The organism is Endozoicomonas gorgoniicola, from assembly GCF_025562715.2.
In the GTDB taxonomy this organism is placed as follows: domain Bacteria; phylum Pseudomonadota; class Gammaproteobacteria; order Pseudomonadales; family Endozoicomonadaceae; genus Endozoicomonas_A; species Endozoicomonas_A gorgoniicola.
In genome coordinates this window covers 2026078-2049431 of record NZ_JAPFCC010000001.1, presented here as the reverse complement: position 1 = coordinate 2049431, position 23354 = coordinate 2026078, and the positions used below count along the sequence as shown (strand labels likewise).

Sequence of the window (23354 nt, the reverse complement as noted above, 5' to 3'; positions counted from 1 at the left end):
TCAGATTAAGTGCTGAATGACGGTTTCACTGGCTCACAGCCGTTTGACAACAGTCCCGGTACTGCCAGACCAAATACATGGCGTCGTCTTTACCCAACGGATGCCGGTGCATTCCCCAAGTTGCTGCAGAGGTACCGATCCAGTGGGCTTTCTGCTTTTCCGGTTCCGGCCAGAACATGCTCATCTTGTACTGGCTTTTGGGTAGCCAGGGGGTAATACGACTGTGGCACTGTGCATCCTCGCCAACGGTTTTTCGGGCAAGTCCGATGCGGTGAATCTTGGCTAAAGCTCTTGTTGCCAGCAGGCTGGTGTTGTCGGCAAAGTGGCCATAAGTACTGGTGAAACCTGACAGAGGATAGATATTACCCCAGCTTCCGGCGCACCAGTGCAGATTGTCCATTGGTTGTGAATTCAAAGCAGCCAGACCGTCGGCAGTACAGGCATTCATCGCTGCAGGGTTGGCATAAGCCGCCATATCCGGAGAGAGCAGGGCAGCCAGCTCAGGGTGATTCCATGATGGATCGACTTCAGACAGGTTCATCAGGTCAAAATCCACCAGATCGCTGGTGCAGCCACCAATGCCCGTAAACATATTCAACATCTCAATCAATGGCAGGCTGTATACATGGGCGTGCATATAAGTCAGCCCTTTGGGAATGTTGGCTGAACCCAGAGTTCCCCAACGACGCTGATCAACAATAGGCAATTTGTGACCGCCCAGAGCCATCAGGCAGCCCGGACTGCGGGCAAGTTCTATTAGTCGTTGAGGCCGCCAGAATCCGGTAGTTACGCCTGGATGAAACATGCCTGCACTGTCTTCGCACAGACACAGCCCTGTGCTGGTTTTGGCTCTGTGATTCGGCTCTTTACCTGAGCCCAGCTTTGCCAACCCGATTCGGATGGGAAACAGCTCTTTCCAGGGAACGGAAGTGATGAGCTTTTCAGAGAGAACTGGCGCGTTCTGGCAAAGGGCTTTAGATGGGTTGTCAGTCGTGCCAAGCGCATAGGCTGGCTGTGAGGCTTTGGAAATCAAGGCTCTAATCCATGACAAGCTATCCAGCACCGAGAACGCCGAAACGGCTGCGGTAGTGACTCGCCAGTTATTATGGTTTTCAGGTGCCAGTAAAACAGGCAAAGAACTTAACTGGAAGCGCCGAATTAATTCCGGAGTTGCAACATACATCGGGTGTTTGTGCCAGATCGCAGGCAGCCGTTTAAGCTGCTGCAATGAGCCATTTGAAATCAGGATCAGAGCATCGGGATATTGTTGCAGCCAAGACGCCACGGCTTGCTGTTGCTGACGGTCATTGATATCCAGAACAACCATTGGGATGCGCCAGCTACCGGACAGTTTCAACACTCTACTGGCCACCTGCCGACTGGTTGGCAATGTCACTCCAAAAGAGAAGACTTTACTCTGTAACCGTCGTTGAGCCTGTGCGTTGATGGTCTGCCAATCTTGCTGTTGTAACCGCTGTAGCAATACCTCCAATAAATCCGGTTCACTGATTGGATAAGTCATTCCATAAGTGCCGATATTGCCTCGCTTGCCAGCATGGTATTGGCGCACCATCCAGTTAACCGATGTGACTCCAAATGCTGTGAGTTCTGTTTTACCATTGACTATCAGTGACATGGCAGGAACTTGATCAACCTGATCTTGCCTGAAGGCGACCGGATCAATCTCTACCGAAGCGGAAGAATTATTGGCTTTCAACAGCTGATGCCACTGCTGGAAAGCAACCGCCAAACTTTGCTGCCGTGAGTCGATACCCCTGACCACCAACACTTCGCTTTCAGAATGGCTCAGCAACTCATTCAGCAATGGTTGTTTCATGCTCGCTGAGACAAATAATTTGATATGAACGCTGCCCTGAACGGATAGAGTACAGCTGCAAAACCCGATGATTACCAGGCAGAAAAAGAGAGGCATGACTAAAAAGCTGAAAGTTGATTTCTGTCTTTAAGCACATGAAGGATCGCATCACTCAACGACAGACCTTGTGCTCGGTAAGCTCTGATTGCACCTTCATCCTCTGGATGACTTGAATACAGTAACTTCTTGAAAGGATTGAGAATCAGCCTTCCTATGCCAGAACCTTGCCCGGTAAGAACAAGGGCTTCGGAATATTTACCTTCCACCGTATGGACACTTCGCAATAGCTTGTAGCCTTCCGGTGACAGTGGCAGCCGTTGCTGTTTTTCCAGCTCGTTAATGGTTGCCACTTCCTGTTTCAGCAGGAACTGGGTGGCACTGTTGTCCAGCGCGGCTTTGCCTGCCGGGGTTTCATAAAAATCCTCAATACGCTGGGCTGCCATAAGGTTTGAGCCGTTAAAGCGACGAAAACGACGGAAGCCGTGTTCGATAAACAGTGCGGCTCCCTGAGTGTCCCGCATCAGGTTCCAGGCTTCGTCAATCACCACCAGTTTTCTTCGGTTCACATCACCAAAGTACATAATCTGCTGGATCAGGTAGATCAGCTCCAGAATAACCACTCGTTGCAGGTGCTTACGGCTATCCAGGTGGCGCAGTTCCAGCACTGTAAATGACTGGTTAATGTCCAGTGTATTATCACCACAGAAAAAACGACCGTATTCACCTTTGGAAGTAAACGCACTGAGTTGAACGGCAAGATCGGTAATACGTTCATCAGGGTGTTGCCGTAAGCGTTCCTGTAACCCATCAATCGTACTGCCAGTCGTTTCCTGTTCCCACAACTCCCTGATCTGCTCTCTTAAACAGGCTTCCTGATAAGGCGTTAATGGTTCCCTCGGTGAAACCATCGCAATAATCAAAGCCAATAGAATATCGCCTTCTTCCTCGTAGTCATGCACCAGTGCAAAAGGGTTCATGCCAATGGTGCTGCCCTGATCAAAGTCCAGAAAAAGTCCATCAAAATGCTGACAGAGTTTTTTGTAGCCTTCGCCTATATCTAATGTCCAGCATTGCCCACCTCGGATAAGGACATTACTGATAATTTCATTCACCAGTACGGTTTTTCCTGCCCCGGAGGTCGCAGCAATAATAGCGTTATAGTTGCTGTTGGACTCAAACATGGACAGGTTCATTAACTGCCCACGCCGGGACACCAGATTCAGCAATACTTCCTGATGACCAGACCAATCATCAAACAGTGGCAGCAGTGACACCGCATGACGGGTCGCCACTGTCTTCTCGTGCAGGGCAAGGGTCTGGGTGGCTTTCTGGGCATTGCCGGGTAAGGTGTTCAGAAACATGGGCAGCATGAAATACACATCTTCATAGAGCATGAATCCCAACTCACGGTAATAGCTGCTGGCATTGGACGACAACATGTCGGCTTCTTTCTGACTGTCGCAGTACAGCACCAGCGTAAAAGTCAGTTTCAGAGGTGCATCGCCCTGGTTCAATGCGCCAAACAACAAATCAAAATCTTTTTTGCGTTCCATCAGCCGCGGTTCAAAACGGGTAATCGGGCTGGATGCCTGTTGGATGGCAATCCGTTGCCGGTTATTCAGTGAAGTCTGAAGCTGGCGCACCGGCGGGAAATGCAGTAACACATGAATCTGGGCGTAGCATTTGATGCCCCGGTGTCCGTTCTGGCTGTCACCCATGTAATTAAAAGCCAACCCCAGAGCGGCAAAAGGCGGTAGCTGTTTCGCAACCAGCACTTTGACAAAACGTTGCTTCTGCCCTGTACCCAGAACCAAATGATCAGGGTGAACTTCCAGCGGTGTATCAGGATCAAACACCTGTTCATTCAGGGCATGTTCCGGTTCAGCAGCAATCTGGCTGAGCGCCCAGCGTCCCTGTTCAGGATGGTTGACCAGAATCATACTCAGTCGCAGCCAGTCATTCTGGCTCATGGGAGCCGAAGCCAGGCCTGCGGTTTCAATACCACCGGCAAACGTCTGTCGTAGCCGCTTAACCCTGAGCATTTCTTCATCACTGGGAGACCGTTGTCGCAGCGGAACTTTCACGGTCATCCATAAAATACCCCGCCGCAACTTCTGGTCATTGGTCATGGGCTGGTGAACCCCAGCCCGTAACTGCCGGATATTCTGGTCCAGCATGGCAGCAAAAGCAGAGTCCACATGCCCCTGTAGAGCCAATAGCTGCTCAATGGTCTGCATCAGGTCGGGACTTAATACCAGTCCACACTGCATCAGGGCATCGTCCGGCCAGTCCTGATTGAGCAGCCCATTAAGGCGGTCATCCAGACCATTGTCCAATCCACTCAGGGTTATGCAGAGAAATCCAAAGAACAGGTGTTTGTCGTCGCATAAAAACACTTGGCTGTCCGGATCATAAGCTCTGGCAGTCATTAATGAGTCGGAAAATTGCTGAGGTTCCGGTGTCGGAACCGGACGCTTGGCAAACATGATTTTAATCTCAGTTGTGCTATGTTCACTGGGTAGAAAACAGAGATGCTGTCCGGTAAATCGGGTGGCATAGAATCTGTTTTCATCCCTGAAGGGAGGTGAGTTATGAGTCTCTGGCAGCGTATCAAGCGGTTTAGTCGTAGCTTTATGATACTGGCGTTAAGTTGTCTGGTGCTGGAACAGGTTTGGTATTCAGTTGTAGTTCCGGGTTATTTCTTGGGTGTCCTGGTTTCGCCTGTATTTTGGGGGATTTTCTCTGTCGTGTGCTTTTATCTGTTGTGGCGGTTTGATGCTGACTTCTTTAAAGAAGATCTGGAGTGTTATTTACTCCATGATGAAACTACATTTATGAGTCCTAACTATTCACAGGAGAAGTACGAAGCTCTTACGGGAGATACCATCATGAGGAATAATATTAATCTGGCTTGATAAGGTTGGATAGATCATTTTTTGTTTCTCTCACCGCTCTTGTGATTTTGCCGGAGCTTTCATGGAAGCGACCGATATCACTACCGAATAACCATTGATTGTTTTCTTTCTCCCGTGCCTGCAACTGCTCTTTAACGCCTGAGCCAATATGTTCAGGAGGCATGGAAGTATCCAGATAGTTGCCTTCCTGAGCATAAAGTTCCTGCCCTTTGAGTAGAGAACTAACAGACTGATCATATGCTTTCAGCTCTGGCTGATAAACACGGTTCATTTCGCCAATCAAGGACAAAGCTGAATGAGTGTGCTCGGGGTGGTCTGCTGCATGGGTCAAATGGTTAAATGCGTGCAAGCCCAGTGTTGCTCCACTTTCTCCCCAGCCACGACTGATTTCAGCGATTGCCTGCCCTGAGCGATGGCTCCGCTCTTCAGGTTCTGTACTTCGCTCGTAACTTGGGTCGCGGTCTTTAACCAGTGATGAAAACAGGCTTGCTTGAGTCTGTGTCAATCCGTACTCAATAGCTTTATCGAATGCTTCACTGGATGTCATGCTCAAACCTTTTCCTTCAGTAGAAGGATTCCTGCCAAAACTGGATTGCGTTAACAAACCTGTCACCTGAGACTTATTTTGATCTGACCGTTCGAACCTACCTGATAATGATTGACTGCCACTTAAGTATGAACCTGTCAGTGACTTCGCTCTGTCTGTCTGAAGCCTGCTTCCAGAAATATTCTGTTCTACATCATGTTTATCAATGGCTTTGGGAGTCGTTAACCTGCCAGATACATTCTCTGATACTTTCGGTAACTCATTCTCTTTCAACTCTTGATTAGCTAATGGGGTTGCGGTTTGTTTGCTGGTTTCTGATAGTCCTGCTTGTCCCAGAGCTTTACCCAACCGTTCAAAATTTTGCTGGGTAGGTGTATTGATATGGCTAGCCACCAGTGCTGCTGCCAATGCTTCTTTTGAATTAGCAAACTGCCCCTGAAACCGCTTTATGTTGCTGTTCACTGATTGATTGAAATCAGAGTCATAAGGTACATTTTGCAGAGTGGACATGGCCGCATCAGAGGATGCCAGCTTGTTTGCCCAGACTGCCGGAGCAGTGCTCAATGCCTGACCTAATTGGTGCTGAAGCTGACTGGCTTCTTCATAACTTTTTTCGGTGCTGAGGGATTCTTGTGCAGACTTTTGATATTGCTGGTTATCACTGACGCCTAGCTCCTTTACCCAGCTTTCGGAGTGACTATTACTGGCATCCATTGCCATCGCTTTATTGATCCGGGAATCCCAGGCTTTTGAGAAACCCTCCTTGCTTACATGCTCCATAGCTTCCCTGAAATTACTCTGTTGCGTATCAGTATTGGCACCTTTCTCGGTACGCCCGTAATCAGCTTTTACACCAGTAAAAGCACCAACAATGCTATGTCCAAGCCCTGCACCAGTATTTAAAGTTTTTGATACAGCAATATCTCTGGATTGCTGCGAACTCAAACCAAAATTCTTTTTAATATCCCTCGCCATATCATTCACTACCTGAGCCACTTGCCCCTGGCTGGACGACAGACTATCACTGAACTGCTGCATTTCTTTGGCATCAACACTTTCCCCGAATCGTTGATGGAAAGCGTTGGTTGTCGCCTGACTGAAGGCCAACCCCGCACTTTTTCGGGCGGCATCTTTGGACTGAACAAGGCTTGACAGCTGACTGCTGGCAGATAACGCCGGAACCACCTGATCAATCTGCCCTCGGGTAGCTCCCTGCTGTGGAGCGATATTCCAGCCAGCCTGCTGATTGATCGCAGAACCCGGCATCAGAACATCCGGTGTAGGAATTTTCTCGTTAACAAAATCACCACTTTGCATACGCCCTGCCAAATGGGTTGCGGTGATGGCACTGCCATAAAGCAGCATCAGTACCAACGCGGGGGTTGAAGCTGCCATCATGCCTCCGACACCCAGCCAGTATTCCAATATCGGTCCCGCTTCCATAATTCCGCTGAAGCTGGTGATGGGTGCAGACATATTTGCCATTGCACCCTTGGCGACCATGGAAATATAAAGGTTGTTGATGGCCAGTACAGGCATCCAGAGCTGAATCCATAACAGCAGCATCAGGTATTTAAACGCCAGCCGCACACCGAATAATCCGACACAAACCAGCAATCCCATCAGTGGTGTTACCGCAAAAACAAATCCCTCGATATAGGCCATCATTGCCCGCATACTGCTCAGGAACAGGTGCTGTTCACCTGCCCATTGTGAGTTCCTTTGCAGCAGAGCTTGTTGGGTCATAATGGCCGCCTGTGGTTGCTGCATCTGCTGGAGTCGTTCTACAGTGGCATCGTGATATATGGGTAGCAAAGCCGAAGCCATCAGGAAGTTCCGGGAGGATTCAGCGTGTTCACTTAATGCTCTCAGGGATTCACCCAATGAAATACCCCGTTGACTGCTCAACTCTGTCTGTAACTGCTGGTCAAAGAAAAGCTGGGTTTGTTGCCGTAACCACAGAAATGCCTGGTTGCAGGTGACATTCTCCCCCTGTGATTGTGCGGTTTTAAAAATCAGGGTTCCGAAGACTTCTGACGGGTATTCCAGACCGGACAGGATATTGGGGTTATCGAACACATCTTCTATGGCTTTACGGCTTTGGTCCAGTCCGATCAAGGTGCATTCCTTGATGTAGTTCAGCCATGACTGGGCGAGATGCCTGTTGGTGTGAAACCGTTCCATCGCAAAACTTCTGGCTTCCATCATGCGAACCAGGCTGGACATATAACCACTGCGGGTCAGTCGTGTGGCATCCGTCGTATGGAAGGTTTGTTCAAATGTCTCTGTCAGCTTCCATGTTAGTGATGACAGCATGGAAGCGGTCAGCGCAATGCCAAAAGGCACATCATCGACCTTGCGGTTGGTATCGGTATAAACGTCGTAAATATCCACGTCGATGCCCTTGTATGTTTTACCACCGGCAGGTAAGCCAAAGAGTGCCGAATAAATAAGCAGGCTCAGTAACAAGTGCTGAAAAGCGGGAAACTTACCCGCGATCAACCCTTGCAAGGCCAGATAAAACGCCCCGATGGTAAAGCCAATCTTGATGGTCATAATAAACTCGGGATTACCGACCATCATCACAAGGCCATTCAGAATGGTGTAGAGGAAATTTGCATCCCCAATGCTGTATACCGTTTCCATCTGTCACTGGTGGGTTGACTGAGAACTGGAACGATACTTGTGGTATTTCTGCGCTTCATACTGGCTGCCCTGATAGCGCCCCTGTTGTGCCACGGCCAGCATATGGCGGTAATCCTGAATAAGCTCTCCCCAGCGACCATAGCGTTGTCCCAGCCGGTGCAGTTCCTGCTGTAGCTGCTGCCGTGAACTTCTCAGCGTTGTCTGAAGCTGCTCAGAAAAAGGATTCTGGTCGCCTTCCATGTTGACCAGCGCCTGCACCACCTGATGCAAGTCTTCAATAAATTGATGCACGATATAAAAAGCGATATGAGGTGCAGCCTGAGCTATAAACTGCCTGGCAAGCTGCACGTCCGCTGTAGTCAGGTTTCGAATCATTCCGCCAGTGCCAACGGGCAGGCTTTGTAAAACCGACAAAGGTCGTACGGAGTTTGAGGTTCTCGATAAAGCACTGCCTGCATTCTGATCCCAGTGGTCAGCCACCGCATTCAATAACTGGATTAACTGCTCTGACAGGCCGGTAATCTGCTGACTGTCTTGCAACGACAAGGATAAACATTGATCACGATCCCGACAGCGATACAGCCTTGTTTTCTGGCTCCCATAAATCAGGTCTTCCACTTTCAAATGGTTCCCCACATAGGGAAAAATGATCGGATTACCTTCACCATTCATTGATACGACAACCGTTCCGGTCAAACTCATGACCGCTTCTCGAAAATCCGGACTGCTGATAGCAGATGACTTTTTCAGGACATCCCAGACAAGATTGCCCGTCATCTGCTGTTTACTCTGTTCACTGGCGGACTGGCTCCAGGCTTTTACCGGATCACGGTCCGCCAAGCCCGTTCCGGTAAAAGCCTGAAAGGTATCGGCCACATTGGCACGACTGATATTCAACGATGCGTCGGTCTGAAATTTCTTCATAGCCGCAGGCATGGGCAGACTGTTTACGATGCCTTGCCCCATCTGGCAAGAATTCGAGAACAGGCTGTTCAGGTGCATGATTTTTTCCTGCAAGGCTTCAATATGTTGGTAGGCTTTCTCGTTCATGGCATTGATCGCCAGCCCCAGCAGATAACCGGATGCATTACCGGCAATATCCCGGATCAGTTTGTTGAACTGCTCACTATTGATAAACGAGAACGATCCGCCGTATAAGTCAATACCCCCACAACCAGCACTGAAGTTGGGAGGCACAAAACCTGTCAGGTTGGTTTCATTGATCGAGGTTCTGGCATGAAATGAACCACCCGTAATCACACCGCGTCTCTGGGACTGATAAACCGCCGGAGAACTGGAAGATGACAGAGTGTTAAGCATTTTGTTCAGTTCTTGCTGAAGCGAACTGGCGACAGAACTACAGGAAATCAAGATCAGCCATAAAACCAGAAATCGGTTCATATCAGGCCAGAGGTAATAATGCCTGAGTTTCATCGGTTTTTGCCGGAATAGTATCTGTCTGATCCATGACCTGATGCCGGACAGAGCGATATTTTTTATTGCACTCAAACAGCACTTTGGACACTTTTTGCATCCATGTCATAATATTCTGCTGGTGTTCCTGACGGGAAATCTGTTTCAACAGCCACTGCTTATCAAAAGCCTGTACGACCTGATCAAAGTGATTCAACAACTGCTGGCAGCAAAGTAACTGCGGTGTAGAACATTCAACAGACACATTTTTCGGGTTCGAATATTTCAGGTTAATGTCATTGTGAGGCAGCTTTTTTCGGTCTTGCTCTTCGATACAGACCAGTAAATCATCATCAAGGTCATCAAAGGCTTCTACAATTTCGTTGATGGTCTGCCTTACGGGCTCATCAAGCTCCGGCTTATTCCTGAACACCACTTCAAGCATATAAAACATGCCTCCCAGGTTATGCGTCAGCCAGTTTTTCATGCTCTGTGCCTGACGGGTTTGCAGCTCAAGTTCAAATTCGATCACGGGACGGGAAGAATTCATTTAAAAGCTCCTGCACCCCGGGTTGCCTCCCATCTTCCCGAAGTGCCTCTTTAGACACGCTACCGCCGGTTTCCTACCATAGGAATATTTGGCTAAAGTCATGCAGTGAGTGATAACAGAACAAGAATAAAACTCGTCTGATTTAAAAAATCTGATTAAAAATTAAAAGACAGTGAGTGAGTATTAAGATACGCCTGGTGCCAGAAAATGAATTGCTTGCGCAACGCTCGATAGAGCACAGTAATAAAATAGGACAGGATTAATATGGCAAAGATAAGCTGCCACTCAGAAGCAGAGATGAGGTTCGTCATGATGCGCCTCCAAAGAGAGCCCATGTCGAAGTCATAATTAGACTGTATTGAGTCTTGATGGACTTCGAGCTTGTGTCTTGAGTCATGATTGATTCACTGAAATTTATTCTGTTGCACCAAAATAAAAATCAGTACAGTGTTTCCGATTAAAGCAGAACAACTAAAAAAGGGAAGGACTATTTTCGCTAGTGGTTTATACTTATTTTCGTTTGTTTGGTTAGAAAAATTTACTAATAAATTTTTGATATTAGCAATAAATGAAAAATACCGTATCCTCTTTCAGTGCTTGGTGCTAGAAGTTTTTATGAAGGTAAATGAAATGTTAAAAGTGAGAAATGAAAGCAGCAATATAGATGAACTGATTAGTCGTTGTGGTGAGTATATTAAAATCGACCCACAAGTTTATCAGGGATTAAAAGAAGGAAAGCCAGTTGTTGCTTTTGAAACAGTTACAGCCTTGCAGCATGGAGCGTACAATTATCCAGAAAATGCTGAGCTTATGCTAGAGATGTGTGATGCAGCTAAAAAAGAGGGGGTAATTCCTGCAATAATTGTCATTAGTAAAGGTGTTATAAAAGTTGGGTTGTCTGATGTTGATTTGCATCAAATAGCAAAACAAAAAAATATTCTGGTAAAAGTGAGTCGCAGAGATATTCCTTTAGTTCTAGCTAGTGAAATAATGGGAGTAACAACAGCATCTGGAACCATTGAGATAGCAGCTCTGGTTGGAATCAAATTTATAGTTTCAGCAGGGATAGGAGGTGTTCACATTGATGCTCAAAGTACATTTGATATTTCTCCTGATTTACAGGGAATAGCTAATAATAATGTTGTTTTGATTTGTTCAGGCTCTAAATCCATAATTGACCTTAAGCTAACTTTAGAGTATCTGGAAACTTATGGTGTTGCTGTTTTAGGATACAACACAAAATGCTTTCCCTCTCTATGTGTCAGAGATTCTGAATGTAAAATTGAAAATTCATTTTCGTCAACAAAGGATATCGCTGATGTGATAAACAGAAAATACAAATTAAAAATTAATGGTGGTTTGCTTGTGGCAAATCCAATAGATGAAAAGTATTCTCTTAATAAAGTTGATATGGATAATAAAATTTTTACAGCTTTGAATGAAATGAAAAGAGCACAGATCAAAGGTTCAGATTGTACAACTTACTTGCTCAACAAGGTTAATGACTTAAGCGAGGGTAATAGCCAGCTTGCAATGCAAAAATTATTGGTAAGTAATGCGAAATTAGCATCTCAGATCGCCGTGGAATATTCAGATTTAAATAATTGAGCTTTGTCGTGTGTAAAAAATATTTTGTTTGCCTCTTCTTGTTTTTAACTTTTTCTATTTTAGGGCAGTACGGATGCACAAAAAAAGTTAGTCTTGAGTTTCTTCTAGGTGAAGGTTGGTGGATTCCATTGTGTGTAATAACTGTTATTCCTTTTATTGACGTGAGTAGGTCTTTTGCACAGCATTATGGTGAAAGATTAAATATCGAATTGAAATATAATTTGTCGATTATGATACTTGCCTCCTTAGTTATCTCACTTGTGTTTGTCATTCAAGGAACACTGCCTGAAAGCGTTTGTATTGCTAATTTTTTAGCGGTTAATATTGGAGGAACCGTTGACCTATTAGTGTTCTGGGTTATTGGATCAATTAGCCGAAGGCCATATTTTCGCATGGCATTTAGTAATCTTGCAGCAACCATGACAGGTGGTGCTGTCTTTTCTGTTATTGCATATACAAATTTTCTAACAATGCTTGCATCAAAGTTAAATATAAATTACGAAAACAATCAGCTAATGGATGAGCTTTTTAAAGGCTGGATTGCTCAAACCGGATTTATATGGGTAGCTTCGATAATAATATCAATACCCCTTGGGCTCTTTCTTGAGAGAAGAGAAGAGTCAAATTCTTCCAGTAAAGCTGCAGTGTGATTTATTTAATATGATTCGTAAATGCTAATATATTTAACCTCCAGGATAGATCACTTAATTTTTCTAGGAGATATTCTAAATCTTCTATATCAATTTTTTGATTTAGTATGTGTTCAATCTGTTGAGTGACACAAGTCATTCTATCTATAATATCTTTTACCAATTTATCTTTAGTTTTTATTGAGTAGATGATCTTTTTATTTATACGAACAAGTCGCTTTGCATGAGACATTTTTTTTGCAATTACTATGTGCTCAATATTCTCTAATTGAGGTGCTGCTAGCTGAATGGTTGAGGAAGAATTTATTTCTATATAGGATGTAGTAATTTTTTTGTTCATAAGATCTTTGGCTATTATAGTCATGACTGAGTTCCTGGCTACTTCTAATTCAAGCGACAACTGAGGCTGTCCTTTGTGACAACTAACGTTTTTTTTAATATTTATATTTTTAAGAAGTGAGTTGTATGAAGAGTTACAGTTGTTCCCTTGATGAATTTTGACAGAAAGATATTTATCGTCTTCATTAGCAAAGCTTATGAATAATTTGGAACTCCTACATGGTAACTCTGTACCTATATTAAATATTGGATGAAATAAATCAAATTCGGTAGTTATGCCGATTGATGATGTTATATAAATGGGGATCATTTTATTCACACTAAGCGATAGTTGTTTATCCTGAGAGCTGTTTCTGCTCTTCTAAACATATTTGGTATATAGTCATACCATTGATTTTCCATTCCGTAGTCAATTATCTGCTTTCCTTTTTCAAGACCACACTTTATTCTTATGTTTGTTAATGTTGCATAAACTGTATTTTCAGATACATTCCTATATGCTGCTATTTGTTTAGGTTGCAAACCCATTAAGAACAAGTATGCTGTATCGAATTCAGCATCATGTAATTTTTCAGGATTTGAAAGCTTCATTCCAAATCCTGTTTTTACCAGCGATGTTGATATTTGGGATCGAATTTTATGATATTTGTCGGCTAAAAAAACAGGTAGTGGCTTTGCCGAACAGATAAGTCCACTGATATTATTGTCTTCAAATACGGGAGCAATGATAAGAAGTAAAGCTAACCATTCATTTTTGCTATATTCATGTATTTCCAAACTAGGAACAGTCTTTTTACTTCTGAAAACCTGAAGATCATGCTCTTCAAAACGATCACAACATGTATCATATGCTTTATGTGGAATTGCTGAGTAAGGCAGTCCATCGAGAGAACCTCGCTTAATATTGTGAAGTCTACACCAGCTATCATTTACAAAATAGCACCGATGTTCATTATCGACGATATGAAAAAAGTCGGGACTTTCATTCATTCGGTCTAATTCATCACTAGATAAGTTCACGACAGGAAACTCAGATTGACACAGGGTAATTTCATTCATGTTGCTTTCCATGTTGTAGCTTGATGAGGAAAGCTTAAACAAGCTTCGATAGAAAACAATAACGATTCGTACTAAGTATTTACCACTAGCGAGAAAAAGTTACTCGTTTTCGTAGGTGACTGCTTAAATTAAGAAACAGTTGCGTGCAGCAAACCCCTCACCTCGGTGCAACGAAGTGAGGGGCACGTGCAAGCACGCTATCTTGACAAAACGACACAAGCATTTACGAAGCCCCGTCAAGACTGAGTAAGTATAGCAAACTTACAGCTTGATAAGGCTTCGGCATGATTGCTCTGAGAGTATGATCATGACGAACCTGACCCTAATTGAAAGCTTATTCCAGTCACAATTGGCAGATAAACGAACTTTCCTTTCGCAATATTATAAATACGACCAGTGCCGTACTGAGCAAGGGATTTGGCATATAAGTATGAGCATCAAAACTTGAGTGCTTTTCCTGTGAATTTCATTACTGCTCTCAAATGAGTAGTTATTTGTTTATTACACGGGATTGCGCTTGCTTTGCTCTCAAGCAGGTTTTGAGAAGTAAAAAAAGCCCGCATGATGTAGCAGTCAGCCCTGCGAGCTTCTTATGCAATGCGACCCGTGCCGAGAATAGCCAAGCATTGCATCTGATTATTTAGTCTGCAATGACATACTTGGCAAGGTCTTTTGCCATGTTGAATGACACTTGTCGGATGGAACCTGGTTCTGGTCTTCAGGGGGCAGTACCAGTCGTTTTTAATACCCAAACTCACCAAGCAGCAAGAGAACAAAAGAGTAGCACTGACCCCACAGGCTACCTACAGGAAAAACAGCTCAGTCTGGAATTGATGCAACAACTTGTGGGACTAAGAATTACCCACGACCAGTGGTACGGAGATTGCCTCGAATACCCACTGATGAATACACTGGGACAGTTATACGGCTATGAGCGGATATACCCAAGAGGCGTATTACATAAACGGGTAGTGGGGCAAACCTGTTATATTTCATGGATGTCAATGCCAAATTCGATTTTGTTGATCAACAGGCCAATAACAATATCGTGCATTTGTTCTAACTTTGAAAAGCATATTGTCTTTCTGGCCAGACGCTTAATCCAAGTTCTAAAATTCAGGTTTTTACGTTCAATTTTCTGAGTATTTTCTTTTCCAATGATGTGTCTGCTTTCGTCGAGATTACGTTCATAGGCTCCCCAATCATCAGTATAAAATTTCTTGATACCAAATGGTTCAAGAAGCTCTTTTAGTTTTTTGAAAACCTCATCCTTTCGTTTCCCAAAAACGTAAGCCAAAACAGTATTGGTCGCATGATCAACTGCATGCCAAAGCCAACGCTGGTTACTTTTTTCAAACACATACGACCACTGTTCATCTATCTCAGACTCTTGGCAGGCACGGCCTACGTGAATCACAGCACCCGTTCCAAGATCCATTTTCTGAATATTTGGATTAACTTGAACTAAGCCTTTCTCTTTTTTTTTAATGTGTTTATTACTGTTTTTTTATTAATTCCCAAAACCCTGCTTGTATCCCTGATGCCGCCACCATTAATTGCCATATCGACGACTTTTTCTTTAACGCCTGGCTCATAAGCTTTATACCGGTACTCAAGCATAAAGGACTTGGTTTCACATTCAGCATTACAGCAAAAGTAGCGAGGAACATTATGAACACTGTAACCAAAGCTTTTAACGTCATTACCGCCACATTTCGGGCAGTGAACTGGCGTGGAGCACATTTTCATATCGCACCATGACAAATACGGCATACGCCGTATTTTAGCAAACAACTACAAAATATCAGGTTTACCCCACTACCCATAAACGATGCCCGGATCGTTTCAGTCCAAGTGACAATAAAAAAGTCACCCGCCACACGCAGACTTCAAAGTGTTTTGCTCTGGTGGGGATGACTATTGCAGAGCTGCCTGACTATGTGGGTACAGTAAGAATCGTGGGAGGGATAGCTGATAGTGTCAGCGTTTATCTGGCAACAGGTGAACCTGCCATAAGCATTGTTGGAGAGAACAATGCCGCGTCCATAGTGTCGCAGCTAACAGAGCAGTGGCCGCACCTGAAAAATCAGTGGGTGGTCGCACTGGATCACGACCTGCCAGGAATTTTTGCCTGCCAGCGAACTGGCTACCAATGGCTTGTACCTGAGCAGTTTGGCGATGACTGGAGTGATGTACGACAGCGTGAAGGATTAGCCGCTCTTAAACAGCAACTATTACAACCTGCACGGCCACCACTGGTTTCGATTGACCTGCAAACTGTCACAACAAATTCACTGCTTTCAGACAGGATCAGTCAGCAGAATTTCAAGCAGGCCATAGCTACTTTGCAATCGATTTGTTCTGAATGCCCAGTTCAGGCCGTCAGTGCTGCCCTGAAAATCATTCAGCGGTTTCACCATCTGGTACCAGCCCGGCTGTCTGAGCAGCAAATGATGGATGCTATCAACATGGCCTGCCGGTTCTGTGTGCATCCTGACACGCTCAAAGGCTTGTCCCATAAACTGTACGGCTATCGTCGGCAACAACTGGACGTCGTTCGTCAGAATGATTCGTTTTCACCAAAGTTGATCCAGTCTCTGGGGACTCATTATCACCGGATCACAGACAGCATCAGCCCAAGAACCATTGATCTGAGTCCAGAGCAGTTAATTTTTATCAAAGCAGGGCATGGCACTGGAAAAACAAAGACCGCCAGAGCGCTGGTTCATGGTCTGAGCCAAAATCCGGAAGCCCGGATTTTATCGGTCAGTGCTAACTGTGCGCTGACACAGGAGGTGGCAGAAAGCTTTGGGCTGGATCATTACCAAAGCCTGCATCCAGACAGTGCAGCGACGGTTAACAGGCTGGCAACGACGGTTCATAGCCTGAACAAGTTACAGGTAACTCCGGTCTATAAAAACGCTGACGGTTCCATCAAGAAAATAGATGTACTGCTGCTCGATGAGATTACCCAGATACTGTCGGCGTTTACCAGCGGTAAAATCGACCGCCCGGAGGCAGTATTTTATACACTGTTGGACTTGATCGAAAAAACCATCGAAAACAGTGGTGTGGTTTTGTGCATGGATGCGGATTTATCGTCAGACTGCCTCTGGCAGTTCCGTGAATGGTTCCCACACCTATGCGACAGAATGGAGGTGTATGACAAGCCCTTTGAAGACAGTGATATCAAGGTAGGTTTTGGCACAGGAATCAAAGCCAGAAATGCCGCTATTGCCGACTTGCAGGATCGGATCAAGCTGGGACAGATTATTACCGTGGCTTCCGACAGCAAAAAGCTGGTCAATGACCTGCAGGAGCAAGTTGAGCAGAGCAACCCAAACCTGAGTTGCCTGTCCATTCATGCCAATAACAGCTCACACCAAGAAGGTAAGTTATTTTTACAACAGCCCGAAACAGAAGCCCCGAAATACTCTATGGTGCTGTATTCTCCTGCGATTGTAGGCGGTTTGTCTGTTACCAGCGTTAAACCGGATCATTGCTATGTCTTCAGCTACAACAAACTGGATGCCCCGGCCATCATGCAGCAGATGTTCCGTTATCGCAAAACAGAGGAATTTACCGTGATAGGGGATTTAATGCCGCCCTCCAGAGATTGCGAGGACTTCTTACAGCGGATTCACTGTCTGGAGCGTATGGCGGGATTTGATACTTCAAAACCTGCTTATGCCAGTGACTATGTGGGATTTGTCGAGCGACAAAGGGCCAGTAAAGCAAGGCTGTTAAAAATGGGTGCCAATGCTCTGTGGAATTATCTGGAGCAACGCAATATCACGGTAACGCCATTGTCTGAAAGCCAGAATCCGGAGGATGACAATAGCGGTGTTGCCGACGAGTTAAAAGCTATACGACAGAAACACAGGGAAGAACTGCCCCGAAAATTAGTTCAGGCAAAACGGCTGTCTGAAACGGAGTATCAGCAGCTTTCCAGTCAGTCCTTAAAGACTGAAATCGAACAATTAAGCTGCCAGCGTTATCGAATTGGTCTCGAGTTGGGCATTGATGCGACACAACTCACTGAAGACGATTGTGATTTCTGGTTGGACATTGGCGCGAGAAAGTTCAGTCGGGCTTGCATGACGCCCTTTGCCAATAATCTGAGCCTTGCAGCCCATGAAGACGACAGAGATACACAGCTTTGCCATAGGAAATATGAGTCGCTGGAGCAGAAATACCTTCATTATCTGACTGAACCTCTGCGCGATAACAACGGTTGGCTGAACGAGTGGACAGAAACAGAAGCTCGGCAGGTAGTAGACAGGGTGATGCAAATAGAGAAGGAGTTTCCATGGGCGTTAAAGCGGCAGGGGTTAATTCCGGCTTCCATGATTCAGGGAACAGGGCAGTATCAAAAGGTAGTGCGCCCGAAACAGCCCAATCGCTATATTAGCTTTTTGTTGAACCAGTTGGGTCTGAAAACAGAGTCAAGACAAGTACGAATCGGTAACGGGCAGAGGGCGCGATACTACCGGTTTGAGCCGAAGTCTTATCAGCGCATGATGCATTATATTCAGCTCAAAGCGACAAAACAGGGGATGAACAGGGTGTCACAGATTAAAGGGAAATTATATAAGCCGGAGGCTTTGGGGCAGCCACCAGAAACATTTGCTAACTGGCATGCGAGACGTTGGCGCTGTAGAGCCAGGCAGCTATCAACGGGTAATGATAAAGTTGTACAGGGAGCCTTAAGGGGAGCGGCAATTAACAATTTACCGGTTCCGGAGCAATTGCCACACCCCATTTCTTTAACTCAGGGCGGCGAATGATGTAAGGCTGTATTTCAGCTAATTCTTGTTTCTGTCGCACAAGAGCCAGAACCTCACAAAACACCGGAAACAGGCATCACCCTTGTCAGCCCCGGCGGACTTCGTGTTGAGCTGGCCGCCGGATTTGACGCAACGGCTCTAAAGCAGGTTCTCAATCTTCTGGAGCTGGCGTGGTATGAAGTACAGTTCCGGCTGCACCAACATAAACAGTTCGGAACTTCCAGTGAACGCTTGCAATACGCGAGACAGCAAAGAAAGTTCTATAATTTACCATGTTTTTCCTATGTCAGTAATTTCCAGAAACAGACTTATGATTTGAAACCGGAAAATTAATGGCAGTAAAAGAGGTTCTGGTATGCCATTTAGATGTTCACAATGTGGCAGGAACTGTACGAACCAGTACAAACTCACCAGACACATGCTAACTCATACAGGCGATAAGCCATATAGCTGTGATTTCTGTGGACAAGATTTTGCCAATGCGTCTAATTTAACCATACACAAGCGAACCCATACAGGTGAAAAGCCATATAGCTGTGAGGTCTGTGGAAAAAATTTTAGCCATTCATCTAATTTAACCATACACAAGCGAACCCATACAGGTGAAAAGCCATATAGCTGTGAGGTCTGTGAAAAAGGTTTTACCGGAAAGAGTGATTTAAACAAACACATGCAAACCCATACAGGACAAAAGTTTCTTTGCCCAGTCTGTAAATCTGGTTATACACGACGATATAGACTCAATAAGCACATACAAGAGCGTCACTCAGCCCCGAATACGCCTGATACAACCGTATTCACTCAGGCGTCCGCCGAAGTAGTCACAACAACACGCTCTTTTAACTCTGGCCCAAGCTCCCCCACAACAATCAGCGTAAGCTATATCAGCTCAACTGATGAAGAAAGACCACCGGTTAGAGTGGTTACTAATTCAACTCCGTTAACAGAGACAATCATGGTCACACAACCTGATGGAAAAGTTATTGCAACTATTCAGCCCCGGGCAGAGTCTGATCCCAGTAATCCTTCATCGCAATAAGGGAAGTAGAAGATAAAAACACCCCATCGAAGGCGAGAATGACGGTCAGAGTTTATTTCGCATTTTTTCACCTTTTGCGACAGCCTCTTTCGCGGGAATGACGAAGCACTGGTATATTCTACAGTGCTGCTTCCCTAAGAGCCATACAGAAAAAAGAAAGACTGAGGTTACGGCCACAAGTCGGTTTGCATGGTGATGTCAAGAGTCATTTTGAAAACTTCTGAGCCTTGTCGGCTTTCAGTTTTTGTAGAATCTGATTACGCCCAAAGACCTCTGCAAAGGCTTTGGCATCGTTTCCGGCCTTATTGGTCTGGGCTGTGTCACAACCTTCTTGCATTAAGCGATAAGTCATAGAGAGTTCACCACGGAATATGGCGGCCATCAGGGCAGTATTACCCTTGTTGTCCTGCAAGCAAGGGTTGGCACCTATTTTCAAAAGGTAGTCAAATGCATTACGCTGGCCATTGTAAGTGGCTACCATCAGGGCCGTATATCCTTTTTGATTACTGGCATCCACAGGAAAACCAGCCTCCGCAAATGTGCTTAATACTTCGGTGTTATTGGTGCGGGCTGCGGCAAAAAAGTAATCTAATAACTCATTAGCCTCTTTTTGGCTATTGCTGCCCCATGTACTCAGTGACACAAAAAGAATACTAACCAGAGTCAGTGTACGGTTCATAATTCTATCCGGAATGATAGAGGCTATAGAAACATAAGCCGTTCCAAATAGCCTCATTTCAATCAATACGCCTTAAATAACGGGTATCACATGGCCACCAGATTTTTAACTTTTCTCAGGTCACCACCAACAGCTTTGGCCAACCGGGTCCCATAGTTTTTGTCTGCCTGATAAAAGTGGCTCAGCATAATGTGCCTGGTTTCGTCGTCCCTGACCTTTCCAAGATCACCGGCCAGATTACTGATCAGGTTATCTTGCTCTTCCTTGCTGAAGCTTCGATACAGTACACCAGCCTGGGCAAAGGGTTGCTGCTTGCTGATGGCTTTCTGTTGGTAGTTTCCGCTCAAAGGCATTGCACTATAGCGCCCTTCCAAACTTTCTGTTCTTGGGTCAAGACGGCTCGGCTGGTAATTAACATCGGATGTCTGATTACCCTGGTTGCCCTGACCATCCTGATTCCAGTTAGTAACAGGAACTCTGGCACGGTTTATGGGGAGTTGCTGATGGTTGGCTCCCAAGCGGTACATCTGGGTATCGGCGTAGGAAAAAACCCGGCCTTGTAACAGGCGATCTTCCGATGGTTCTATACCCGGTACAAGATTGGCCGGTGCAAATGCTGACTGCTCAGTTTCCTGAAAGAAATTATCCGGTACCCGGTTCAGCGTCATAGTACCCACTTTGGTTTCCGGAACATCCAGCCATCTCTTGGTTGCGTCGAGAGGGTTATAGTCAAAGTCATTTAACTGAGAGGGGGATAGTACCTTAACGTACAGATCCCATTTGGGGTAGTTTCCTTTTTCGATAGCAGTATACATATCACGAGTCGCATGACTAAAGTCTTTGCCTTGTATCTCAGCGGCTTCACTGGCATTCAGATTGTTAATGCCCTGCTGGCTCTTCCACTGGAATTTAACGTAGGAAACTTTATTCTCCTCATTAATCATTTTATAGGCATGTACGCCAAACCCATCCATCTGCCTGAGATTAGCCGGAGTACCGTAGTCAGAATAAACCCAGGTCAACATATGAGTAGACTCTGGCACGTGACTGAAGAAGTCAAAGAAGCGGTTAGGGTCCTGCTGATTAGTCACAGGTGAAGGCTTCAGGGAATGAACCATATCCGGAAACTTAATCGCATCCCTGATAAAGAATACAGGTAAATTGTTACCTACCAGATCCCAGTTCCCGTCATCCGTATAAAATTTGGTGGCAAAGCCTCTTGGATCACGGAGAGTTTCGGGAGATCCCTTTCCATGAATGACCGTTGAAAATCGAACGAATACAGGAGTTTTTTTGCCTTTTTCAAAGACAGAAGCAAAGGTTAAGTCAGAAATATTTTTGCTGGCAACAAACTCACCATGAACACCGGTACCACGAGCATGCACTACACGCTCAGGAATACGCTCTCTGGCAAAGCGTTGCAGTTTTTGAATCAGTTGAACATCCTGAAGGAAAACTGCGCCTTGCTCCCCAGCTGTATAGGAATTCTGGTTATCACCCACCGCTGCACCATTATCCCGAGTGAGCGTTTCAGCCTGAGTGCTGGCTGCAAAGATAGTCGAAAATAGAATGCTGTATTTAAAAACCTTCATAAGGTCCCCCTTTCAAATAAATGCTGCCATCTGATAACGGCGCTGATACAAACCATTGTGAGCACACCAGCACTGGCAGTATTTTTTTTGTTTTTTTATAGAAAGGTCATTACAACAGTAAAGCGACAATGTTTATAATTTGCTTTGGATATGTCTTCAATAGATAAAATCTATTAAACGAAAAACGGAGGCTAATTCATGGAGAGTAAGGCAGCGGAACTTCTCCGCCAGCTTCTCGCAAAATTCAGCATGAACCTCTCAGCTCACTGAGCTTCCATCAGGCAAACCCTCCACCATTTCAATCCCCCAGTGTGCAAACAAATTCGGGTATTGCTCTGAACCCCTGTCAGTGACCTCCAAAATATTGAGAACCTGCTTTAAAGCCGTTGCGTCAAATCCGGTAGCCAGCTCAACACGAAGCCAGCCGGTGCTGACAAGGGTGATGCCTGTTTCCGGTGTTTTTTGGTGTTGCGGCTCTTGTGCGACAGAAGCAGAAATCAAAGGCTTTGGCTCTTTTAATCGAGAGCGGACTGAGTGATCCTTTGATTATCGAAGCGTCTTTTATGGTAGCCGAATGTTTTAACCGGGAGTTCATGCCTGCGGGCATATTCGGACTGGGAGAGCCCGCTTTTGTTCCAGGCTCGGATATGGTGTTTCCAGAAATCGGTGGGGCGATGGGTTGTCATGGCAACTTCCTGAATGTTTGGAAGCATTAGTGTTCAGGATTTTACAGAGGGGTAGTAGATGTAGTTGGCCTGACGCTTACATATAAACTCGGGCTTGTTTCCGTTAAAGGCTTGCGGATCAGGTTTCATCATCCTCGGTGACTCGCCCGGTGCGGATCCGCAAGCCGTGATGAAGTGGGGGCTGGAGGTTAGAGGCCTCAGGCTACCTGATTTATTCGAAAGTTAACTTATATACTTCTGTTCAATGTTAAAAATGTATAAAGAAACATTTGTGCTTTCTACATGATATTTGTACATTGCCTTTGCTCATACGAGCATACCTTTGGATTGAGCAATGGCAAATATGAAAGAGGCCCAACTGGGCATTGAACAAGGGAAAAAAGAGCAACTTGTTCAGAAGTTAAACTCCGTTTATTGCGAACGGGAAGCTCTTGAAAATCTTATTCGAGCCTGCCAATGGAACACCCAAGGCAGCAGGTCGGCAGAATTTACACAAATCCTCTCGGCCGTTTCTCCTGATACGCAGAATACCCGACAGCAAGGGCAGCAAACTGTCCAACCTTTTACTCCGTCAAATGAAGTGGCTGAGAGAATCAGCATGATGGGAGCAAGAATTCCATCAACTTATCACGATTTGAGTGAATATTCTAAGATTGAGTCTCCCCCACAAAGTACTGATGTGCAAAAAAATGCTGATTACTTGGCTAAAGTTTGTGAGCAGTTCTCTCAAACTACAAGGCAGGCGATCCAAGCAGCGCAGCAAGCTCATGATGAAGTGACTGTGCAGGCACTCGCAGAGCAACTTCACCCAGCCGAACAATTAGCAACTCAACTAAGACGATTCCAAAATTAACCTTGACTTCTGTGCTTCAAAGGAGTGAGGCACAGATCTCGCTTTTTCCGCATAACACCTGCTTCAGCCGCGTGCCGAAGGCACGTCAGGGTAGTGAAGCGAGCGAACTGAAAGT

General features: G+C 45.4%; 20 protein-coding genes. 7 read left to right on the top strand and 13 right to left on the bottom strand.

Going from position 1 to position 23354, the window contains the following annotated elements; translation table 11 throughout:
• Positions 1 to 25 precede the first annotated feature (25 nt).
• A complete protein-coding gene (locus tag NX722_RS09290; RefSeq protein WP_262567741.1) occupies positions 26 to 1933 on the bottom strand; it encodes a TrbC family F-type conjugative pilus assembly protein in 1908 nt (635 codons plus the stop codon).
• 2 nt (positions 1934 to 1935) lie between these two features.
• Positions 1936 to 4362 carry a type IV secretion system protein TraC gene (gene traC, locus NX722_RS09285; protein WP_262567740.1) on the bottom strand — a complete coding sequence of 809 codons (2427 nt, stop codon included), beginning with the start codon at positions 4360 to 4362 and terminating at the stop codon, positions 1936 to 1938.
• Between the two features lie 105 nt (positions 4363 to 4467).
• Between traC and NX722_RS09280 the strand changes: the two genes are divergently transcribed.
• Entirely contained in the window at positions 4468 to 4791 is a 324-nt protein-coding gene (locus tag NX722_RS09280) for a hypothetical protein (protein ID WP_262567739.1), read from the top strand.
• On the opposite strand, the gene NX722_RS09275 is transcribed toward NX722_RS09280, so the two are convergent.
• The 3 genes from NX722_RS09275 to NX722_RS09265 are packed head-to-tail and all read right to left on the bottom strand — an operon-like array spanning position 4778 to position 9947.
• Positions 4778 to 7984: a conjugal transfer protein TraG N-terminal domain-containing protein gene (locus tag NX722_RS09275; RefSeq protein WP_262567738.1), complete on the bottom strand. Its 3207-nt coding sequence runs from the start codon at positions 7982 to 7984 to the stop codon at positions 4778 to 4780. The two genes, NX722_RS09280 and NX722_RS09275, sit on opposite strands and share 14 nt — an antisense overlap.
• 3 nt (positions 7985 to 7987) lie before the next feature.
• Positions 7988 to 9418, bottom strand: a complete 1431-nt coding sequence (locus NX722_RS09270) for a conjugal transfer protein TraH (protein WP_262567737.1) — start codon at positions 9416 to 9418, stop codon at positions 7988 to 7990.
• On the bottom strand, positions 9387 to 9947 hold the full coding sequence (locus NX722_RS09265) for a hypothetical protein (RefSeq protein WP_262567736.1): 561 nt from the start codon (positions 9945 to 9947) through the stop codon (positions 9387 to 9389). Before NX722_RS09265 ends, NX722_RS09270 begins: the two co-directional genes overlap by 32 nt.
• Positions 9948 to 10394: 447 nt before the next feature.
• On the opposite strand from NX722_RS09265, the gene NX722_RS09260 reads away from it, so the two are divergent.
• Both NX722_RS09260 and NX722_RS09255 read left to right on the top strand, forming a co-directional pair.
• Positions 10395 to 11555 (top strand): pseudouridine-5'-phosphate glycosidase, encoded by a 1161-nt coding sequence (locus tag NX722_RS09260; RefSeq protein WP_262567735.1) that lies wholly within the window; start codon positions 10395 to 10397, stop codon positions 11553 to 11555.
• Complete coding sequence (locus NX722_RS09255) at positions 11552 to 12205, top strand: hypothetical protein (RefSeq protein ID WP_262567734.1); 654 nt, start codon at positions 11552 to 11554, stop codon at positions 12203 to 12205. Before NX722_RS09260 ends, NX722_RS09255 begins: the two co-directional genes overlap by 4 nt.
• 1 nt (position 12206) lies before the next feature.
• On the opposite strand, the gene NX722_RS09250 is transcribed toward NX722_RS09255, so the two are convergent.
• From NX722_RS09250 to NX722_RS09235, 4 genes are all read right to left on the bottom strand, one after another.
• On the bottom strand, positions 12207 to 12854 hold the full coding sequence (locus NX722_RS09250) for an Hsp70 family protein (RefSeq protein WP_262567733.1): 648 nt from the start codon (positions 12852 to 12854) through the stop codon (positions 12207 to 12209).
• A gap of 5 nt (positions 12855 to 12859) precedes the next feature.
• The gene (locus NX722_RS09245) at positions 12860 to 13603 is read right to left on the bottom strand and encodes a hypothetical protein (RefSeq protein WP_262567732.1); all 744 of its coding nucleotides are present in this window, start codon (positions 13601 to 13603) and stop codon (positions 12860 to 12862) included.
• Positions 13604 to 14588: 985 nt separating this feature from the next.
• The gene (locus NX722_RS09240; RefSeq protein ID WP_262564262.1) at positions 14589 to 15041 is read right to left on the bottom strand and encodes an IS1 family transposase; all 453 of its coding nucleotides are present in this window, start codon (positions 15039 to 15041) and stop codon (positions 14589 to 14591) included.
• Positions 15042 to 15067: 26 nt separating this feature from the next.
• A complete protein-coding gene (locus NX722_RS09235; protein WP_262564263.1) occupies positions 15068 to 15352 on the bottom strand; it encodes an IS1-like element transposase in 285 nt (94 codons plus the stop codon).
• A 164-nt stretch (positions 15353 to 15516) separates the two neighbouring features.
• On the opposite strand from NX722_RS09235, the gene NX722_RS09230 reads away from it, so the two are divergent.
• Genes NX722_RS09230 through NX722_RS28840 form a run of 3 tightly spaced genes read left to right on the top strand, consistent with a single transcriptional unit; the run spans position 15517 to position 19429 of the window.
• Positions 15517 to 18390 carry an AAA family ATPase gene (locus NX722_RS09230; RefSeq protein WP_262567731.1) on the top strand — a complete coding sequence of 958 codons (2874 nt, stop codon included), beginning with the start codon at positions 15517 to 15519 and terminating at the stop codon, positions 18388 to 18390.
• A gap of 21 nt (positions 18391 to 18411) precedes the next feature.
• Positions 18412 to 18723 carry an IS66 family transposase gene (locus NX722_RS28845; protein ID WP_407648065.1) on the top strand — a complete coding sequence of 104 codons (312 nt, stop codon included), beginning with the start codon at positions 18412 to 18414 and terminating at the stop codon, positions 18721 to 18723.
• Positions 18724 to 18745: 22 nt separating this feature from the next.
• Positions 18746 to 19429 carry a C2H2-type zinc finger protein gene (locus NX722_RS28840; protein WP_407647973.1) on the top strand — a complete coding sequence of 228 codons (684 nt, stop codon included), beginning with the start codon at positions 18746 to 18748 and terminating at the stop codon, positions 19427 to 19429.
• Positions 19430 to 19634: 205 nt separating this feature from the next.
• Here NX722_RS28840 and NX722_RS09225 read toward each other — a convergent pair whose 3' ends face one another.
• The 4 genes from NX722_RS09225 to tnpA all read right to left on the bottom strand — a co-directional run bounded on the left by NX722_RS09225 (position 19635) and on the right by tnpA (position 22386).
• Positions 19635 to 20108 carry an ankyrin repeat domain-containing protein gene (locus NX722_RS09225; protein ID WP_262567730.1) on the bottom strand — a complete coding sequence of 158 codons (474 nt, stop codon included), beginning with the start codon at positions 20106 to 20108 and terminating at the stop codon, positions 19635 to 19637.
• 86 nt (positions 20109 to 20194) lie between these two features.
• Positions 20195 to 21700 (bottom strand): catalase, encoded by a 1506-nt coding sequence (locus tag NX722_RS09220; protein WP_262567729.1) that lies wholly within the window; start codon positions 21698 to 21700, stop codon positions 20195 to 20197.
• Between the two features lie 258 nt (positions 21701 to 21958).
• Positions 21959 to 22201 carry a hypothetical protein gene (locus NX722_RS09215; protein ID WP_262567728.1) on the bottom strand — a complete coding sequence of 81 codons (243 nt, stop codon included), beginning with the start codon at positions 22199 to 22201 and terminating at the stop codon, positions 21959 to 21961.
• A 14-nt stretch (positions 22202 to 22215) separates the two neighbouring features.
• Positions 22216 to 22386: an IS66 family insertion sequence element accessory protein TnpA gene (tnpA, locus tag NX722_RS09210; protein ID WP_262567727.1), complete on the bottom strand. Its 171-nt coding sequence runs from the start codon at positions 22384 to 22386 to the stop codon at positions 22216 to 22218.
• Between the two features lie 334 nt (positions 22387 to 22720).
• Between tnpA and NX722_RS09205 the strand changes: the two genes are divergently transcribed.
• Positions 22721 to 23239: a ferritin family protein gene (locus NX722_RS09205; protein WP_262567726.1), complete on the top strand. Its 519-nt coding sequence runs from the start codon at positions 22721 to 22723 to the stop codon at positions 23237 to 23239.
• Positions 23240 to 23354 lie beyond the last annotated feature (115 nt).

Excerpts from the sequence above, each read along its gene's own strand:
- NX722_RS09290 (WP_262567741.1), bottom strand. The coding sequence starts at position 1,933 with ATGCCTCTCTTTTTCTGCCTGGTAATCATCGGGTTTTGCAGCTGTACT.
- traC (WP_262567740.1), bottom strand. The coding sequence starts at position 4,362 with ATGTTTGCCAAGCGTCCGGTTCCGACACCGGAACCTCAGCAATTTTCC.
- NX722_RS09280 (WP_262567739.1), top strand. The coding sequence starts at position 4,468 with ATGAGTCTCTGGCAGCGTATCAAGCGGTTTAGTCGTAGCTTTATGATA.
- NX722_RS09275 (WP_262567738.1), bottom strand. The coding sequence starts at position 7,984 with ATGGAAACGGTATACAGCATTGGGGATGCAAATTTCCTCTACACCATT.
- NX722_RS09270 (WP_262567737.1), bottom strand. The coding sequence starts at position 9,418 with ATGAAACTCAGGCATTATTACCTCTGGCCTGATATGAACCGATTTCTG.
- NX722_RS09265 (WP_262567736.1), bottom strand. The coding sequence starts at position 9,947 with ATGAATTCTTCCCGTCCCGTGATCGAATTTGAACTTGAGCTGCAAACC.
- NX722_RS09250 (WP_262567733.1), bottom strand. The coding sequence starts at position 12,854 with ATGATCCCCATTTATATAACATCATCAATCGGCATAACTACCGAATTT.
- NX722_RS09245 (WP_262567732.1), bottom strand. The coding sequence starts at position 13,603 with ATGAATGAAATTACCCTGTGTCAATCTGAGTTTCCTGTCGTGAACTTA.
- NX722_RS09240 (WP_262564262.1), bottom strand. The coding sequence starts at position 15,041 with ATGGATCTTGGAACGGGTGCTGTGATTCACGTAGGCCGTGCCTGCCAA.
- NX722_RS09235 (WP_262564263.1), bottom strand. The coding sequence starts at position 15,352 with ATGAAAATGTGCTCCACGCCAGTTCACTGCCCGAAATGTGGCGGTAAT.
- NX722_RS09230 (WP_262567731.1), top strand. The coding sequence starts at position 15,517 with ATGACTATTGCAGAGCTGCCTGACTATGTGGGTACAGTAAGAATCGTG.
- NX722_RS28840 (WP_407647973.1), top strand. The coding sequence starts at position 18,746 with ATGCCATTTAGATGTTCACAATGTGGCAGGAACTGTACGAACCAGTAC.
- NX722_RS09225 (WP_262567730.1), bottom strand. The coding sequence starts at position 20,108 with ATGAACCGTACACTGACTCTGGTTAGTATTCTTTTTGTGTCACTGAGT.
- NX722_RS09220 (WP_262567729.1), bottom strand. The coding sequence starts at position 21,700 with ATGAAGGTTTTTAAATACAGCATTCTATTTTCGACTATCTTTGCAGCC.
- tnpA (WP_262567727.1), bottom strand. The coding sequence starts at position 22,386 with ATGACAACCCATCGCCCCACCGATTTCTGGAAACACCATATCCGAGCC.
- NX722_RS09205 (WP_262567726.1), top strand. The coding sequence starts at position 22,721 with ATGGCAAATATGAAAGAGGCCCAACTGGGCATTGAACAAGGGAAAAAA.